Source organism: Streptomyces sp. NPDC001443 (genome assembly GCF_053597355.1).
The window spans coordinates 64204-81393 of the sequence record NZ_JBSFIA010000024.1 but is presented as its reverse complement, the minus strand read 5'-3'; the positions used below and the strand labels follow the sequence as shown (position 1 = coordinate 81393).

General features: G+C 74.7%; 13 protein-coding genes. 11 read left to right on the top strand and 2 right to left on the bottom strand.

The genetic code is table 11. The annotated features are described in order from the left end of the window. Nucleotides 1–165: 165 nt before the first annotated feature. Nucleotides 166–981: an AIM24 family protein gene (locus tag ACWC24_RS24180; protein ID WP_450664941.1), complete on the top strand. Its 816-nt coding sequence runs from the start codon at nt 166–168 to the stop codon at nt 979–981. Nucleotides 982–1192: 211 nt separating this feature from the next. After that, nucleotides 1193–1579 (top strand): ribonuclease domain-containing protein, encoded by a 387-nt coding sequence (locus ACWC24_RS24175; protein WP_450664940.1) that lies wholly within the window; start codon nt 1193–1195, stop codon nt 1577–1579. Between the two features lie 201 nt (nt 1580–1780). Here ACWC24_RS24175 and ACWC24_RS24170 read toward each other — a convergent pair whose 3' ends face one another. Beyond that, complete coding sequence (locus ACWC24_RS24170) at nt 1781–2803, bottom strand: Gfo/Idh/MocA family protein (protein ID WP_450664939.1); 1023 nt, start codon at nt 2801–2803, stop codon at nt 1781–1783. Between the two features lie 140 nt (nt 2804–2943). Here ACWC24_RS24170 and ACWC24_RS24165 point away from each other — a divergent pair, with 140 nt between their 5' ends. The 8 genes from ACWC24_RS24165 to ACWC24_RS24130 all read left to right on the top strand — a co-directional run bounded on the left by ACWC24_RS24165 (nt 2944) and on the right by ACWC24_RS24130 (nt 14685). After that, a complete protein-coding gene (locus ACWC24_RS24165; protein WP_450664997.1) occupies nt 2944–3681 on the top strand; it encodes a GntR family transcriptional regulator in 738 nt (245 codons plus the stop codon). A gap of 478 nt (nt 3682–4159) precedes the next feature. Further along, entirely contained in the window at nt 4160–5305 is a 1146-nt protein-coding gene (locus ACWC24_RS24160; RefSeq protein ID WP_450664938.1) for an ROK family glucokinase, read from the top strand. Beyond that, a complete protein-coding gene (locus tag ACWC24_RS24155; protein ID WP_450664937.1) occupies nt 5302–5895 on the top strand; it encodes a sugar kinase in 594 nt (197 codons plus the stop codon). Before ACWC24_RS24160 ends, ACWC24_RS24155 begins: the two co-directional genes overlap by 4 nt. Nucleotides 5896–6029: 134 nt before the next feature. Then, entirely contained in the window at nt 6030–8876 is a 2847-nt protein-coding gene (locus ACWC24_RS24150; RefSeq protein ID WP_450664996.1) for an SNF2-related protein, read from the top strand. A gap of 767 nt (nt 8877–9643) precedes the next feature. After that, complete coding sequence (locus ACWC24_RS24145) at nt 9644–11554, top strand: SWIM zinc finger family protein (RefSeq protein WP_450664995.1); 1911 nt, start codon at nt 9644–9646, stop codon at nt 11552–11554. A gap of 234 nt (nt 11555–11788) precedes the next feature. Next, nucleotides 11789–13084 carry a bifunctional 3-oxoadipate enol-lactonase/4-carboxymuconolactone decarboxylase PcaDC gene (gene pcaDC, locus ACWC24_RS24140; protein ID WP_450664936.1) on the top strand — a complete coding sequence of 432 codons (1296 nt, stop codon included), beginning with the start codon at nt 11789–11791 and terminating at the stop codon, nt 13082–13084. A gap of 132 nt (nt 13085–13216) precedes the next feature. Next, nucleotides 13217–13852 carry an MBL fold metallo-hydrolase gene (locus ACWC24_RS24135; RefSeq protein WP_450664935.1) on the top strand — a complete coding sequence of 212 codons (636 nt, stop codon included), beginning with the start codon at nt 13217–13219 and terminating at the stop codon, nt 13850–13852. Between the two features lie 53 nt (nt 13853–13905). After that, nucleotides 13906–14685 carry an exodeoxyribonuclease III gene (locus tag ACWC24_RS24130; protein ID WP_450664934.1) on the top strand — a complete coding sequence of 260 codons (780 nt, stop codon included), beginning with the start codon at nt 13906–13908 and terminating at the stop codon, nt 14683–14685. Between the two features lie 61 nt (nt 14686–14746). Here ACWC24_RS24130 and ACWC24_RS24125 read toward each other — a convergent pair whose 3' ends face one another. Continuing rightward, nucleotides 14747–16510 (bottom strand): GDSL-type esterase/lipase family protein, encoded by a 1764-nt coding sequence (locus ACWC24_RS24125; RefSeq protein ID WP_450664933.1) that lies wholly within the window; start codon nt 16508–16510, stop codon nt 14747–14749. Between the two features lie 166 nt (nt 16511–16676). On the opposite strand from ACWC24_RS24125, the gene ACWC24_RS24120 reads away from it, so the two are divergent. Further along, nucleotides 16677–17096, top strand: coding sequence for a DUF6278 family protein (locus tag ACWC24_RS24120; RefSeq protein ID WP_450664932.1), 420 nt, complete (start codon nt 16677–16679; stop codon nt 17094–17096). Nucleotides 17097–17190 lie beyond the last annotated feature (94 nt).

The window sequence follows — 17190 nt, the reverse complement described above, 5'->3', positions numbered from 1 at the left end:
CAACGTCTCCGGCACCTTACCGCCGAAGCCCGCGCGGACGGCCGAACACGGCGGGCGCCGTGTCCCAGGCGTGCGGGCGGGCGGTCGGGAGGCCGGCCGGGTGTGGTGGGGGCCGGGTGCGGCGGCGGCCGGAACTCTTTCGTCCGCTTCCCGCGTTCTCCCGTCGTGACTCTTCAGCAAGAAATCGTCGGTAACGCCATGCAGATGGCGGTCGTGAGCCTGCGCCCCGGCCAGACCGTGTACTGCGAGGCCGGGAAGTTCCTCTTCAAGACCACGAACGTGACCATGGAGACCCGGCTCTCCGGGCCGTCGGGAAGCGGCGGTGCACAGCAGTCCGGCGGGGGCGGCGGCATGGGAGGCATGCTGCGCCAGGCCATGGGGACGGCCATGCAGGTCGGCCAGCGCGCCCTCGCGGGCGAGTCGCTGGCGTTCCAGTACTTCACCGCCCGGGGCGGCGAGGGCACGGTCGGCTTCGCGGGTGTGCTGCCCGGCGAGATGCGCGCCCTGGAGCTCGACGGCAGCCGCGCGTGGTTCGCGGAGAAGGACGCCTTCGTGGCCGCCGAGTCCACCGTCGACTTCGGCATCGCCTTCCAGAGCGGCCGTACCGGCACGAGCGGCGGCGAAGGCTTCGTCCTGGAGAAGTTCACCGGCCGGGGCACGGTGATCATCGCCGGCGCCGGCAACTTCATCGACCTGGATCCCGCCGACTTCGGCGGCCGTATCGAGGTCGACACCGGCTGCGTCGTCGCCTTCGAGGAGGGCATCCGCTACGGCGTCCAGCGCGTCGGCGGCCTCAACCGCCAGGGCCTGATGAACGCGGTCTTCGGCGGCGAGGGCCTGTCCCTGGCGACCCTGGAGGGCCATGGTCGCGTCATCCTCCAGTCGCTCACCATCGAGGGCCTCGCCAACGCCCTGAAGAAGGCCCAGGGCGGCGACAAGCAGGGCCCGACGGGCGGTCTGTTCTCGACCCACGCCGGGTGAGGCGGGCGGGCCGCGGACGCCGACGGGGACCTTCCCGCCGGCGAGGCGCGGCCCCGGCCGTACGTCAGGAGGCGGCGCGTCGCCCTGTCTTGAACGGGCCCGCGACGAAGGGCGAACTCAGGTTAACTCCCCGAAAACTCATCGGACTTGACGGCAAAATCCGCAGTCTTGTCATTGACATGCCACTCTCTACGCGCGTCATCATGAGGGCATGAGATTCCCCCCACGAATCACCCGCATCGGCGCCTCGGCCGCCGTCCTCACCGCCCTGCTCGTCGGCGGTACCGTCTCCGCCACGACGGCGAACGCCGCGGTCGGCAGCGTCTGCTACTCCAAGCTGCCGTCCCAGGCGTACGACACCCTCGCCCTCATCGACAGCGGCGGCCCGTTCCCGTACTCGCAGGACGGGGCGGTCTTCCAGAACCGGGAGGGCGTGCTGCCCTCGCAGGCGACCGGCTACTACCACGAGTACACGGTGAAGACCCCCGGGTCGTCCACGCGCGGAGCGCGTCGCATCGTGACCGGCAAGAAGACCGACGAGGACTACTACACCGCGGACCACTACGTCACGTTCAACCTGATCAACTACGGCTGCTGAGAAGGCCGCTCGTCCGTGGTTGACGGGTTGACGGGTTGACGCGCAGGAACGGCGCGACCGGCCGGAGGTCCGAGCCCCCCACGCAACCGGATCTCCGGCCGTACGACCTCTCCGGCCGTACGGCCCCCGCGTCTCCCCGCCGCCCCTGCCCCCGTCCCCGCCGATCCGGCCCCGCGGGACCGGCTCACCCGTCGGATCCGCTCACCGTAAAGTCGACATCACTCCGCCCGGGATCTCCGCGAGGGCGACCGACCTGCGCTCGCGCCGGGACACCTCGCAGGCCTCGGCGATCCTGAGGGCCTGAAGGGCCTCGCGGCCGTCGCACGGGTTGGCGAGTTCTCCGCGCGCCACCTCGACGAACGCGCACAGCTCGGCCTCGTAGGCGGGCTTGAAGCGCTCCAGGAAGCCCGTCCACGGCCGGTCCGCGGCCGGCGGCCCGGTCGGTTCCGTGGACGCGATCGGCGTACGGTCGTCCAGGCCGACCACGATCTGGTCCAGTTCCCCGGCCAGTTCCATGCGGACGTCGTAGCCGGCGCCGTTCAGCCGGGTCGCGGTCGCCGTCGCGAGGGTGCCGTCGTCGAGCGTGAGGACCACCGCGGCCGTGTCGATGTCGCCCGCGGCACGGAACATCGGGGGACCGGCGTCGGACCCGGTGGCGTAGACGTCCACGACCTCGCGGCCGGTCAGCCAGCGCAGGACGTCGAAGTCGTGGATCAGCGCGTCCCGGTACAGCCCGCCGGACTGCGGCAGCCAGGCCGCCGGGGGCGGGGACTGGTCGGAGGTCACGGCCCGGATGGTGTGCAGCCGGCCGAGCCGGCCCGAGAAGATCGCCTCGCGGGCCCCCTTGTACCCCGCGTCGAAGCGGCGCTGATAACCCATCTGAAGGATCGTTCCAGCGGCTTCGACCTCGGCGAGGGCGTGCAGCGTGTTGGGCAGGTCGAGGGAGATGGGCTGCTCGCAGAAGACCGGCAGCCCCGAGCGTGCCGCCCGGCCGATCAGTTCGGCGTGGGCCGAGGTCGTCGCGGTGATCACCACGGCGTCCACGCCCCAGGTGAAGATCTCGTCCACCCCCGGCGCCGCCGTCTCGCCCAGTCTGTTCGCCAACTCCTGGGCTCTCGCGGGGTTCACGTCCGTGAGGATCAGTGATCCGACCTCGCGATTACGGCTGAGCGTGTTCGCATGGATCGCGCCGATCCGACCTGTACCGATGACACCGATGCGCATGGGAACAACCTGGTGGCTGACCCTGCGCGCTGTCAATGGACAGTCAATTCGCATGTCCGGACAACCGAACTACACAACTTCCCGTCAACCGACCACGGGGCTACGCTCGCACCGTGCCGAAACCAGAAGTGGACCCCACCGTGCGGCTGGAGCTGGGTGTGGACCGCAGTTCCCCCGTGCCGTTGTACTTCCAGCTGTCCCAGCAGCTGGAGGCCGCGATCGAGCGGGGCACGCTCACCCCCGGCAGTCTGCTCGGCAACGAGATCGCGCTCGCCGCACGGCTCGGTCTGTCCCGTCCGACCGTCCGCCAGGCCATCCAGTCGCTCGTCGACAAGGGACTGCTGGTGCGCCGCAGGGGCGTCGGCACGCAGGTCGTCCACAGTCAGGTCAAGCGCCCCCTGGAGCTCAGCAGCCTCTTCGACGACCTGGAGGCGGCCGGCCGGCGCCCGGCGACCCGGGTCCTCGTCAACACCGTCGTCCCGGCCACCGCCGGGGTCGCCGCCGCGCTCGCCGTGCCCGAGGGCAGCGAGGTGCACCGGGTGGAGCGGCTGCGGCTCGCGCACGGGGAGCCGCTGGCGTACCTGTGCAACCACCTGCCGTCCGGACTGCTCGACCTCGACACCGCTCAGCTCGAGGCCACCGGCCTGTACCGGATGATGCGCTCCGCCGGGATCACCCTGCACAGCGCCCGCCAGTCCATCGGCGCGCGCGCCGCCACCGCCACGGAGGCCGAGCGGCTCACCGAGTCCGCGGGCGCCCCCCTGCTCACCATGCAGCGCACGACCTTCGACGACACCGGCCGCGCGGTCGAGTTCGGCGACCATCTCTACCGGCCGAGCCGCTACGCGTTCGAGTTCCAACTGCTCGTGCGCCCCTGATCCCACCGCTCGCGCCCGTCCTCCCCGGGCCGGCGCGTCCCCTTTCGCCGCAATGTCAGGACAACGTGACCGCCGTACGCTCCCCGGTCACCGGGCGTGCACATGTGCGGGTCCTGCGGCGACGGCACGGGACGGGGCGTCCCGGTGTTGTGTTCATCACCCGCAACCCTCGTCACACCTGCCCGGTGGGCGACCGTCCCGTACTCCTCGACGCGCGGTACGACGGCCGGCGACCGCACCCGCGCGGACGCCGGCGTGGCGGAGCCGGCCGGCCCGACGGCGGGCGGCGAAGAGCCGGACGACCTGCGGCACGAGCCGCGGCGGGCGCGGGCGCGCGGGGCGGTGCCGGGTCGCGACCGGGCCCCGGGCGCGGCCCGAAGGCTCCGCGGACGGCGGCGGCTCCGCGGTCGACCGTGCCGCGCACCGGCCCACGTCACCCGGACCCACCGGCCGGAGCGGTGAGGCACAATCGGGCCTGATGAGCACCTACCGCGACCTCAGCGCCCCCATCGGCTCCCGCCGAGCCCCCGTGCTGCGTACCGTGGGCACCCGCGAGCGCCGCTCGCACCTCACCGCGCCCCGGGTGCCGACGGTCGGCATCGACATCGGCGGTACGAAGGTGATGGCGGGCGTCGTCGACGCCGACGGCAACATCCTGGAGAAGGTCCGCGCGGAGACCCCGGACAAGTCCAAGAGCCCGAAGGTCGTCGAGGACACCATCGTCGAACTGGTCCTGGACCTGTCGGACCGGCACGACGTGCACGCGGTCGGCATCGGCGCGGCCGGCTGGGTCGACGCCGACCGCAACCGCATCCTGTTCGCGCCCCACCTGTCCTGGCGCAACGAGCCGCTGCGCGACCGGCTCTCCGGCCGCCTGTCGGTGCCCGTGCTCGTCGACAACGACGCCAACACCGCCGCCTGGGCCGAGTGGCGCTTCGGCGCGGGACGCGGCGAGGACCACCTCGTCATGATCACCCTCGGTACCGGTATCGGGGGCGCGATCCTGGAGGGCGGGCAGGTCAAGCGGGGCAAGTTCGGGGTCGCCGGCGAGTTCGGCCACATGCAGGTGGTGCCCGGCGGTCACCGCTGCCCGTGCGGCAACCGCGGCTGCTGGGAGCAGTACAGCTCCGGCAACGCGCTGGTCCGGGAGGCCCGGGAGCTGGCCGCGGCCGACTCCCCGGTGGCGTACGGGATCATCGAGCACGTCAAGGGCAACATCGGCGAGATCACCGGCCCGATGATCACCGAGCTGGCACGTGACGGCGACGCCATGTGCATCGAGCTGCTCCAGGAGATCGGCCAGTGGCTCGGTGTCGGCATCGCCAACCTGGCCGCGGCGCTCGACCCGTCCTGCTTCGTGATCGGCGGCGGTGTCTCCGCGGCCGACGACCTGCTGATCGGCCCGGCGCGCGACGCCTTCCGGCGCCAGCTCACCGGCCGCGGCTACCGCCCCGAGGCCCGCATCGCGCGCGCCCAGCTCGGTCCCGAGGCAGGCATGGTCGGCGCCGCCGACCTCGCCCGGCTGGTCGCCCGCCGCTTCCGCCGCGCCAAGAGACGCCGGGTGGAACGCCACGAACGCTACGAGAAGTACTCCGAGGCCCGCCGCACCCAGGACACCGCATGACCACCGCACTGCCCCGCCAGGCCGCACCCCCCAGCGAGCCGCCCCGCCCGGTCGAGGACCGCCGGCACCGCAACCGCCGCAGGGCGCTCACCCTGCTGATCATCGTGCTGCTCATCGGCGTCCCGGCCGGTTATCTGGTGATCTCCGCCGACCAGAGCCGCGACAGCGGCAAGGACAAGGAGAAGAAGTACTCGGCGACCGGCCTGACCGCGGGCTGGCCCTCCAAGGTGCAGCGCCGCCTCTACCAGGTGCCGGTCCCGCACCCGTCGAACCAGGTCGCCTACTACGAGACCAACAACTGGAAGACCAGCCGTCTCTACGTGCAGTTCCAGACCACGCAGGCCGGCCTCGACGCCTTCCTCGCGGAGCTGGGAGCCGACCGGGACCTGCTGAAGCGGGACGACATCGTCATCGGCGCCCGCGACCGGAAGATCACCGGCTGGGACTTCAGCAGCCCGGCCGCGCGCCCCGGCCCGTACTGGGGCTTCGTCCACCGGCAGAAGAACCCGCAGCCGACGCAGGACGTGGTGGTGAACACCTCCAACCCCAAATACCCCATGATCTACGTCGTCTCGCGCGCGGTCCCCTGACCGGTCCGGCCGGCCAGGCCCGGCCGCCGGAGCCGGTTGTCAGACCCCGCCCGTAGAGTCGAAGACGGTTGATCCGAATCACGGGCGGGAGGTGGACAGTGGGTACGAGCGGGACCGTGGAGGCGAGCGGGACGGTGGGCACGCGCGACACGGCCGATGCGGCCGGGCGCGCGCAGGAGCGCGAGAGCGTCCCCCTGCGGCTCGCGGCCGTCTTCCTGCCCGCCCCGCTCCCGCGCGACGGCCGCGTCGCGTTCTGGGACCCGGCGGACGCGCCGCTGCCCGTGGACACCGCCGAGCCCGCCGAACGCACCGAACTCACCGTCGTACGACGCCATGGCGCCTCGGTCCGCCGCAGGCAGGCCCCCGCGCTGTCCCTGCCGCTGGACCGGGCCCTGCCCCTGCTCGTGCGGGCCCGCCGCGACCCCGCGGCCCACCCCGCCACCGCCTGCTGGGGTGCGGCCGCCCTGCACGCGCTGCGGCTCACCGCCCGCGGCCGGCTGCTGCCCGGACTCACCCGCACGGGCCACGACGCCTGGCGGGCCGGCCCCCTGGACCCCGACGACATCGCCCATCTGCGGGCGGTCGCCGCGGCCCTCCCGTACGAGGGACACGCCGTGCTGCTGACCGGCCCCGGGCCGCTGCGGCTGCCGCAGCCCGAGGCGCTGATGCGCTCCTTCCTGGACGCGGTTGCGGACACCCTCCCGCGCACCCCCGCCGCGCCGTACGCCTGCGGCAGGCCCTTCGCCGACCGCCGCCCGCAGCGACTGCCCGGCGCCGCCGACTGGGCCGCCGAGGTCGCCGCCGGCATGGACGCGGGCGTACGGATCTCGCTGCGCCTGGACCTGTCGGCGTACGACCTGTTCGACTCCGGCGAGCGGGTGCGCAGCGCGGGCGCGGCCGTCCTCCAGGTGCACAGCCTCGCCGACCCCACCCTCGTGGCCGACGCGGCGGCCCTGTGGGCGGGTGACGCGGACGCCGCCTTCGGACCCCGCGCCCGGGTGGACGCCGCTCTCGCCGTGCGGCGCGCCGCCCGTGTCTGGCCCCCGCTGGACCGGCTCGCCGAACAGGACACGCCCGACGTCCTGGCCCTGACCGAGGAGGAGGTGGGCGACCTGCTCGGCGCCGCGGCCGGCCGGCTCGCCGCCGCCGGGGTCGCCGTGCACTGGCCGCGCGACCTGGCCCAGGACCTGACCGCCACGGCGGTCGTGCGCTCCGCGCCCGGATCGGCCACCGACGGCACCGGCTTCTTCGAGGGCGAGGACCTGCTGCGGTTCAGCTGGCAGCTGGCGCTCGGCGGCGATCCGCTCAGCGAGGCCGAGATGGACACCCTCGCCGAGGCCCACCGCCCGGTCGTCCGGCTGCGCGACCGGTGGGTCCTGGTCGACCCGGCCCTCGTCCGCAAGGCGCGCCGCCGTGAACTGGGCCTGCTCGACCCGGTCGACGCCCTGTCCGTCGCCCTCACCGGCAGCGCGGAGGTCGACGGGGAGACGGTCGAGGCCGTCCCGGTCGGCGCCCTGGCCGCCCTGCGCGACCGGCTGACCGCCGGGGTGCGGCCCGCCGATCCGCCCCCGGGCCTGGCCGCCACCCTGCGCGACTACCAACTGCGCGGCCTGGCCTGGCTCGACCTCATGACCTCCCTCGGCCTCGGCGGCTGCCTCGCCGACGACATGGGACTCGGCAAGACGATCACCCTCATCGCCCTGCATCTCAAGCGCGCCCGCAGCGAACCGACCCTGGTGGTGTGCCCGGCCTCGCTGCTCGGCAACTGGCAGCGGGAGATCACCCGGTTCGCCCCCGGCGTCCCCGTCCGCCGCTACCACGGCCCGGAGCGCACCCTGGAGGACCTGACCGGCGGGTTCGTCCTCACGACGTACGGCACGATGCGCTCGGCCGCGCCGACCCTGGCCGGGCAGCGCTGGGGCCTGGTCGTCGCCGACGAGGCACAGCACGTCAAGAACCCCTACTCCGCCACGGCGAAGGCGCTGCGCACCATCGGGTCCCCCGCGCGCGTGGCGCTCACCGGCACCCCCGTCGAGAACAACCTCTCCGAGCTCTGGGCCCTGCTCGACTGGACGACACCGGGACTCCTCGGCCCCCTGAAGTCCTTCCGGGCCCGGCACGCCCGCGCCGTGGAGAACGGCGAGGACGAGGAGGCGGTGGCCAGGCTGGCCCGGCTGGTCCGCCCCTTCCTGCTCCGCCGCAAGAAGTCCGACCCCGGCATCGTCCCCGAACTGCCGCCCAAGACGGAGACCGACCACCCCGTCCCGCTCACCCGTGAACAGGCCGCGCTCTACGAGGCGGTGGTGCGCGAGTCGCTGCTCGCCATCGAGACCGCCGAGGGGATCGCCCGCCGGGGGCTGGTCCTGAAACTGCTGGGCGCGCTGAAGCAGATCTGCGACCATCCCGCGCTCTATCTCAAGGAGGCGGCCGCACCCGCCGACCGGCTCGCCGCCCGCTCCGGCAAACTCGCCCTGCTCGACGAGCTGTTGGACACCGTGCTGGCCGAGGACGGCTCGGCGCTCGTCTTCACCCAGTACGTCGGCATGGCCCGGCTGATCGCCGCCCACCTCGCAGCCCGCGCGATCCCCATGGACCTCCTGCACGGAGGCACGGCCGTGCCGGAGCGCGAGCGCATGGTGGACCGTTTCCAGAGCGGCGCGACACCCGTCCTCGTGCTGTCCCTGAAGGCCGCCGGGACCGGCCTCAACCTCACCCGCGCGGGCCATGTCGTGCACTTCGACCGCTGGTGGAACCCGGCCGTCGAGGAACAGGCCACCGACCGCGCCTACCGCATCGGCCAGACCCAGCCGGTCCAGGTCCACCGTCTCATCACCGAGGGCACGGTCGAGGACCGCATCGCCCAGATGCTGGAGTCCAAGCGCGCCCTCGCCGACGCGATCCTCGGCTCCGGCGAGTCGGCCCTCACCGAACTGACGCACCGTGAGCTGGCCGACCTGGTGTCCCTGCGCAGGGAGGCGTGATGGGGACGGAGGAGACACCGGTGCGGGCGACGTCGGCGGAGGAACCGCCGAACGGGGTGACCGCCGCGGAGCAGGCACCGTCGGCGCACACGGTCCACGCCCCGGGCGAGGCGGCGGGGCCGACCGTGGAGGAACGCCCGGCCGACGCCGCACGCCGGGCCCTGCGGGCGGCGCGCGAGCGTGCGGGCGCGGGCACGGCGCCGACCGCCGAGGGAGCAGCGACCGCGACCGGGGCAGAAGCCGAGGGAGACCCGCAGGGCGGCGGGGTCCCGCCGGGCCGTGCGGTCCGTACGGAACCTGCGGGCACCGGGGAGCCGAGCGGGCGCCACCCCGCTGCTGAGGAGCCCGGGACCAGCCGGCCCGGACCGGCCGACGCGGCCCGCGCGGCCCTGCGCCGGGCCATGGCCGCGAGCCGCACCACGGGCGCGGGCGCGGAAGCGGATCCCGGTGTCCCCACCGTGCCGGGCTCCGGCCCCGGCACGGGCGCCTACCCCGGCCTCGGCACGGGTCCGGGCACCGAGCCGGGCCACGGCACAGCCACCGGCCACCGTGCCGGCACGGGCGCCGACCACGGCCCCGGCACGGGTACCGGCCCCGGCCCGAGCACGGGCGTAGGCGACGGCACCGAGACCGGCACGCGCACCGATACCGGCAGCGGCCGGTTCGGGGACAGCGGTGCGCCCCTGGGTACGGCCGGTGACGGCCCCGGCGTGTCCGCGAGTCGCGGGAAGGCCGGCCCTGGCGTCTCGCTGAGCCGTGGGGAGCACGTGTCCGCGAGTCCCGGGAGGACCGGGGACGCCCTCGCCGGGAGCCCCGCGCAGGACGGCACGACCGGCACGCCCGCCCCGTCCGCCGCTGCCTCGACGGGCGCACATGCCACGTCCGACGAGGGGGCGCCCGAGCCACGTCCCGCCCGCCCCGCGGATGTCGCCCGAGAGGCCTTGCGGGCCGCCCGCGCCGAGGCGCGGCAGGCCCGCACGGACGCCGGGGAACCGCGTGCCGACGCCGCGCCCCGGCGCGAGCCCGAGGCCTCCCGCCACCCTGCCCCCGCACGCGCCGACACCCCCGGCGCCAGGGCCCGCGCACTGCGGGCGCTGCTCGCCGACGCCTTCCGGATGCCGTCCGACGCGACGACACCGGCGGAGGCGGAGGCCGGTTCCCAGGCCTCCGTTGCCCCCGAGACGGTTGCCCCCGAGGCCGCTGCCCCGACGGCCGATTCCCCGAAGGCCGGTCGCGTGCCGGTCGGCCCCAGGAGCGTGGGCCCCGGGCGCGTCGCCCTCGGCAGCGTCGACCCCTCGGACCTCGTCGCCCCGGACGCCACGGCACCTCCCGCATCACCCGCACTCCCCGAACCCTCCCCGCCCGCACCCGCCGCCGCTCCCCGCGCCCCCCGGTCCATGGCCTCCCCCCACCGGGACGGCGACCTGCGCCGCACTTTCCCCGCCTTCCCGCCCCTGACCGGCGTAGGGGAGGGCGACGGCGGGGACGGCCGGTTCGTCGAGAGCTGGTGGGGAAACGCCTGGGTCGCCGCGCTGGAGGCGGGCGCGCTGGACGCCAAGCGGCTGGCGCGCGGCAGGGCCTACGCCGCACAGGGGCACGTGGACGCGATCACGGTGACCCCCGGACTCGTCCTGGCCTACGTACAGGGCAGCCGCCCCCGCCCGTACCGCGTCCAGGTGCGCCTGCGCACCCTCGACGACACCGACTGGGAGCAGTTCCTGGACGCGGCCGCCGACCGCGCGGGGCACATCGCCGCGCTGCTCGACGGCGAGATGCCCCAGTCCCTCGCCGACTGCGGGGTCCCTCTCCTGCCCGGCGCGGGCGACCTGGAACCGCAGTGCAGCTGCCCCGACCACGGCCACCCCTGCAAACACGCGGCGGCCCTCTGCTTCCAGACGGCCCGTCTGCTGGACGCCGACCCCTTCGTGCTGCTCCTGCTGCGCGGCCGCGGCGAGCGCGAGCTGCTCGACGCGCTGTCCCGGCTGAGCGCCGCCCGAGCGGCCCGCGCCGCCCAGGACAGGGATCCCGAGCCGCTCCCCGGAGTGCGGGCCACCGACGCCCTGGCGGAGCGCCTGCTCCCGCCCCTGCCCAACCCGTTTCCCCTGCCCGCCCATCCCGGGCAGCCGCCCGTCTACCCCTCGGCGCCGGGCGGTCCCGACCCCTTCGCGCTCGACCAGCTGGCCACCGACGCCGCCGCCCGCGCCCACGCCCTGCTGAGCACCGGACACGACGAGGCGGGGGAACTGACGCTGTGGCAGGACGCGGTCCGGCTGGCCGCGGCCCGCCCCGGTTCCGGACTCACCGCGGGCACCCGCGCCCTCTACTCCTCGCTCTCCTCCGCCGTCGACCGCACCCCGGCCGAACTGGCCCGCGCGGTGGCCGCCTGGCGGCAGGGCGGGCTCGAAGGGCTCGCCGTCCTCGAAGAGCCCTGGGACCCGCCCGCCGGACGTTTCGACCGCGCCCGCCCCCTGCTGCTCGCCGCCGACCTGCCCGCGTTCCGCCCCGCCCGCAACCGCCTCACCCACCCCCAGGGCCGGGTCCAACTCCGCTTCGGCCGCGACGGCCTGTGGTACGCCTACGAGTCGGACCCCGGCGCCGACGACTGGTGGCCCCGCGGCACCCCCGACCTCGACCCGGTCGGCGCCCTGACCGGCCTGGGCGGCAGCGACGAACTCTGACCGGCCGGCACCGTCGTCGCGGGCGGCTTCGGGATCCTGGTGCCAGCCGCGTTCGGGCGGCTTCGGGTTCCTCGTGGCAGCCGCGTTCAGCCGGCCGCGGCCCTCGGCCCGGTGCGGAAATCTGTTCGCGCCGAGACCGTTTCCTGCAAGTTTCGGTCTTTGTGGAAGGACACGGCGCGCCTCCCTGTGGGCCCTGGTATAGGTGCTTCTGTGATACATGAGAGGGTCAGAAGGGTGAGCGAGACACCACCGAACAGCCTGCAATACCGCTTCGACGGCCCGGAAGACGCCCCCGTCCTGATCCTGGGTCCCTCGCTGGGGACCACCTGGCACATGTGGGACCGTCAGGTCCCGGAGCTGACCAGGCAGTGGCGGGTCTTCCGGTTCGACCTGCCAGGACACGGCGGCGCGCCCGCGCACCCGGCAGGCGCGGTGTCCGATCTGACCGACCGGCTGCTGGCCACGCTCGACGCGCTCGGCGTGCAGCGCTTCGGGTACGCGGGATGTTCCCTCGGCGGCGCGATCGGTGTGGAGCTGGCCCTGCGCTGTCCCGAGCGGCTCGCCTCGCTCGTGCTGATCGCCGCCTCGCCCCGGTTCGGCACGGCCGACGAGTTCCGCCGGCGCGGGGTGGTCGTGCGGACGAACGGGCTGGACCCCATCGCCCGCTCGTCCCCGGACCGCTGGTTCACCGGCGGGTTCGCGGCCGCCCAGCCCGCGATCACCGAGTGGGCGGTGCAGATGGTGCGCACCACCGACCCCGGCTGCTACATCGCGGCCTGTGAGGCGCTCGCCGTGTTCGACGTGCGGGACGAACTGGCCCGCGTCGGTGTGCCGACCCTCGTCCTGGTCGGCTCGGAGGACCAGGTCACCGGCCCCGCCGAGGCCCGCACCCTGGTGGCCGGCATCCCGGACGCCCGCCTCGCGGTCGTCCCCGGCGCCTCCCACCTGGTCCCGGTGGAGCAGCCGGCCGCCGTCACCGACCTGCTCGTCCACCACTTCTCGACCGCCTGGGACCCCGGCTTCGACGCGACCACCGGTCAGGTCGCCCTTCCGCCGGTCCCGGCCGGACCGGCCCCCGCCCTGCTCCAGTCGGCGGCGCCCATCGCCGCGATCGCCCCGGCCGTCGTACCGGCGCAGTCCTGGGGCGAGACGGACCGCTACGAGACCGGGCTGAAGGTGCGCCGGGAGGTGCTCGGCGACGCCCATGTCGACCGGGTGCTGTCGCAGGCCGACGACTTCTCCGGCGACTTCGAGGAGTTCGTCACCCGCTACGCGTGGGGCGAGATCTGGGACCGGCCCGGACTCGACCGGCGCTCGCGCAGCTGTGTCACCCTCACCGCATTGGTCGCGGGGGGACACCTGGAGGAGCTCGCCTTCCACACCCGGGCCGCGCTGCGCAACGGCCTCACCCCGGACGAGATCAGGGAAGTGCTGCTCCAGGCGGCCGTCTACTGCGGGGTGCCGGCGGCGAACAGCGCCTTCCGGGTGGCCCAGCAGGTCATCCGTGAGGAGACCACGCTCGCCGAGTGACCACCGCGCCGGGGACACGCTCGGCGGGCACTGCGCGAGCGATCCCCGGACGGACCTCGGATGCGCCCCGACGGGCCTCCGGGCGCCGTCCTCAGCCCCCGCCGCCGGGCCGGCGGGGGCAGGATGGGACTCATGAAGCTCACGAAGAAGGCGCATTCCTGTGTCCGGCTGGAGAAGGACGGCCGGACGCTCGTCCTCGACCCGGGGATGTTCAGCGAGGAGGACGCCGCGCTCGGCGCGGACGCGATCCTCGTCACCCACGAGCACCCCGACCACTTCGACGAGGCGCGGCTGCGGGCCGCCCTGGAGGCGGACCGGGCCGTCGAGATCTGGACCCTCGCCTCCGTCGCGGACCAGCTCTCGGCCGCCTTCCCCGGCCGGGTGCACACCGTCGGCCACGGCGACACCTTCACCGCGGCCGGCTTCGACGTCCAGGTGCACGGCGAACTGCACGCGGTGATCCACCCGGACATCCCGCGCATCACGAACGTCGGCTACCTCGTCGACGGCGGCCGGCTCTTCCACCCGGGCGACGCGCTCACCGTCCCCGACCGCCCGGTGGAGACCCTGATGCTGCCGGTGATGGCCCCCTGGAACAAGATCTCCGAGGTCATCGACTACGTCCGCGAGGTCGAGCCGCAGCGCGCCTACGACATCCACGACGCCCTGCTCACCGACCTCGCCCGCCCGATCTACGACCGGCAGATCGGCGCCCTCGGCGGCGCGGAGCACCTGCGGCTGGCCTCGGGGGCGTCGGCGCAGCTGTAGCGGGGGAGCGGGGAGCGGGGCCGTTGTCGTACCCGCCCGGTAGGTTGTGGGGCATGCGCATCGCCACCTGGAACGTGAACTCGATCACCGCCCGTCTGCCGAGGCTGCTGGCCTGGCTGGAGAGCAGCGGCACGGACGTGCTGTGCCTCCAGGAGGCCAAGATCGCCGAGGCGCAGTTCCCGTTCGACCAGCTGCGCGAGCTGGGTTACGAGGCCGCGGTGAACGCGACCGGCCGGTGGAACGGCGTGGCGGTGATCTCCCGCGTCGGCCTCGAAGACGTGGTGAAGGGCCTGCCCGGTGGTCCCGACTACGAGGGCGTGGAGGAGCCCCGGGCCGTCTCGGCGACCTGCGGCCCGGTCCGCGTCTGGTCGGTGTACGTGCCCAACGGGCGCGAGGTCGACCACCCGCACTACGCCTACAAGCTCCAGTGGTTCGAGGCCCTGAAGGCGGCCGTCGCGGGCGACGCGGGCGGCGGGCGCCCGTTCGCGGTCCTCGGCGACTACAACGTGGCGCCGACGGACGACGACGTGTACGACGTGGCCGTCTTCGAGGGCCTCACGCATGTCACGCCCGCCGAGCGCGCCGCCCTGGCCGAGCTGCGCGGGACGGGCCTGTCCGACGTGGTGCCGCGGCCGCTGAAGTACGCGCACCCGTACACGTACTGGGACTACCGCCAGCTCGGCTTCCCCAAGAACCGCGGTATGCGCATCGACCTGGTGTACGGCAACGAGCCGTTCTCGAAGGCGGTCAAGGACGCGTACGTGGACCGGGAGGAGCGCAAGGGCAAGGGTGCCTCGGACCACGCGCCGGTGGTCGTGGACCTGGACGTGTAAGCCGGTCCCGGCCGGAGCGGGCCGGAGCGGCGGACGGCGTGCGGCCCCGGCACGGCCCGGCTCACAGCAGGGCCAGGTCCACCGACTCCGCCAGCGCGGCGAGCCCCGCGTCGCCGGGATGCAGATGGTCCCCGCTGTCGTAGCCGGGCAGCATCCGGGTGGGGCGGGCGGGATCGCGCAGGACGGCGTCGAAGTCGAGGACGCCGTCGAACACCCCGGAGTCCCGGATCCAGGCGTTGACCTCGGCCCGCCGGGCGTCGACGGCCGGTGTGCAGCGGGAGCTTCCCCCGCACGGCAGGACGGTCGCCGCCAGCACCCGCACGCCCCGCTCGTGCGCCCGGTCCGCGATCTCCCGCAGCCCGGCGACGAGCCGGGATGCCGTGGTGCCCGCCCTCAGGTCGTTCACGCCCTCGAACACGAGCGCGGTGCGCACCGACGTCTGGGCGAACACGTCCCGGTCGAGGCGGTGCAGCGCGCTCACCCCGGCGCCGCCGGCGGAGACGCCGTCGCCCGGGTAGCGGTCGGTGACCACCCGGTTGCCCGCGATGCCCGCGTTCAGGACGCCGTAGCGGGGTGCCGTGCCCTGCCGCAGCAGCCGGGCGGCGAGCACGTCGGGCCAGCGCCGGTCGGTGTCCGGCGTGGAGCGGTCCCCGTCGGTGATGGAGTCGCCCAGCGTGACCAGGGACCCCGGCCCGCCGCGCACGTCCACCCCGGTCAGCAGCGGCCAGGACGTCAGCGCCGGGGTGTACGCGACCGCCCGGCGGTCGGCCGTGTGGTCGCCCGGCGCGCTCAGGTACGACCGCTGGACCGCGAGCCGGTGCCCGGGAACCGCCCGCACCGTGCCGGGGAGGTGGAAGCTCACCAGCAGATCCGCGTCGGCGGGCACCCGGAAACCCAGCGGATCGCTGACCGCCTGCGCCCCCGCCGGGACGACGACGCCCCGCGCACCCCGGAAGGCGAGCCGCACCGGCCTGCCCCGGGCCGCCGCGCCCGCCGCCCGCACCGCCACCGTCGCCGCCCCGATGCGGACCGGGGCGGCGGCGAAGGTGTTGTCGAAGCGCAGCCGCACCCGCCGCCCGCCCACCGAGGTGTGCACCACGAGCCGCAGTGTGCGGTCGCTCCACGGCCCCACGGCCTGCACACCCGAGGTGGCCGTGGCCCAGGTGCCGCTCCAGCCGCTCGCCGCCGCCCGCACCGACAGGGCGAACACATGCAGCCCGGCCGCGCGCGGCAGCCGTACGGAGGCGACCGCGCGGTCCGGCGGCAGCGGCACCGTCACGACGTACAGCCGGGCCCTGCCGGTGCGCCGGCCGCCGGGTCCGTTGACGTGCGGGAGCGCCACCGCCCTGGTGGCCAGCGGACCCCTGCGCCAGTCCGGGGCGGTGAGCAGGTACGGGGAGCGGCGGCCGTCCGCGTAGGTGACCGTGCCGGAACCGGCGGCCCCGCCGCCGCGGGTGCCGGCCACCAGGAAGGCCAGCGCGTCGCCGCGCCCGCCGAGGCGCACCTCCTGTCCGTCGGCCCGTACGTTGTCCGGCTCGCCCGGCCGGCTGCGCGGCCAGGTCAGCGCGGCCCCCTGCACGGTGAGGGTGCGGCCGGGCAGCCAGCCCGCGGCCCGCAGGTCCCGGGCCGACAGCGAGGCGCCCGAGCCGTCGAAGTCGGCCTCGGCGGGCCGCGCGTCGTCACTGACGGCGACGTTGTCGAAGAACCGCTCCAGCGGCAGCGGGGCGGACGACGGCGGGGCGCTGGCCCGGGCGGCGGACGCCGGCACCAGGGCCGTCGTGAGCAGGGCGAGCGCCAGCGGGACACCCCGGAGACCTCGGTGCACGTACGGACTCCTCCCGATCACCGGTCGCACGCATACGGACGGTGAAGTTAGGGACACCACTGACGGTGGTCAACGCGCCATGCACACAGGCGTGGTGAAAAGCACCGGGACGAGCGGTCGCGCGCGCCTGTGGTGCGCGCGCGGGTGCCGATGACACGCTGGACGTATGAACATCCCTTTCCTGGGCAACCGGCGCAAGAAGAGCGACGGTGCGACGTTCTCCGCCGACCCCGAGGGGGTCGCCGAACTTCTGTCCGAGTGCGAGCTGCTGCGTTCGCAGGCGTCCCAGGAGGGCGTCCAACTCGACGATTCCGCCGCCTCGTTGGAGGCGCTCGACCAACTGGTGCCACGCTGGCGCGACGACGACGAGGTGCTGCCCTGGCTGGGCAACGACGCGGGACTGTATCTGGGCACGGTCATCGTGCGCACCGTGCCGGGCGCGGTCTGGGAGGTGTGGCCCGGCGGGCAGCCCGTCATACGGCTCGCCTCCGGCCGGGAGTTCGACGTGGTGACCGCCGGGCTCGAGTGGGCCGCGAGCGGGGTGCCCGAACTGTCCCAGCTGTACGCGGAGGTGGCCGAGGCGTAGGGCTTGTCCGGCCGTTCCCGTCGCCCGTCCGTCGCCCGTCCGTCGGCCGGGCGACGGGAACGGTCGGACAGGTCCTGGCCGGGACCTGCCGACA

Coding starts and splice junctions, on each gene's coding strand:
- ACWC24_RS24160 (WP_450664938.1), top strand. CDS start 4,160: ATGAGCACCTACCGCGACCTCAGCGCCCCCATCGGCTCCCGCCGAGCC.
- ACWC24_RS24135 (WP_450664935.1), top strand. CDS start 13,217: ATGAAGCTCACGAAGAAGGCGCATTCCTGTGTCCGGCTGGAGAAGGAC.
- ACWC24_RS24155 (WP_450664937.1), top strand. CDS start 5,302: ATGACCACCGCACTGCCCCGCCAGGCCGCACCCCCCAGCGAGCCGCCC.
- ACWC24_RS24175 (WP_450664940.1), top strand. CDS start 1,193: ATGAGATTCCCCCCACGAATCACCCGCATCGGCGCCTCGGCCGCCGTC.
- ACWC24_RS24130 (WP_450664934.1), top strand. CDS start 13,906: ATGCGCATCGCCACCTGGAACGTGAACTCGATCACCGCCCGTCTGCCG.
- ACWC24_RS24170 (WP_450664939.1), bottom strand. CDS start 2,803: ATGCGCATCGGTGTCATCGGTACAGGTCGGATCGGCGCGATCCATGCG.
- ACWC24_RS24120 (WP_450664932.1), top strand. CDS start 16,677: ATGAACATCCCTTTCCTGGGCAACCGGCGCAAGAAGAGCGACGGTGCG.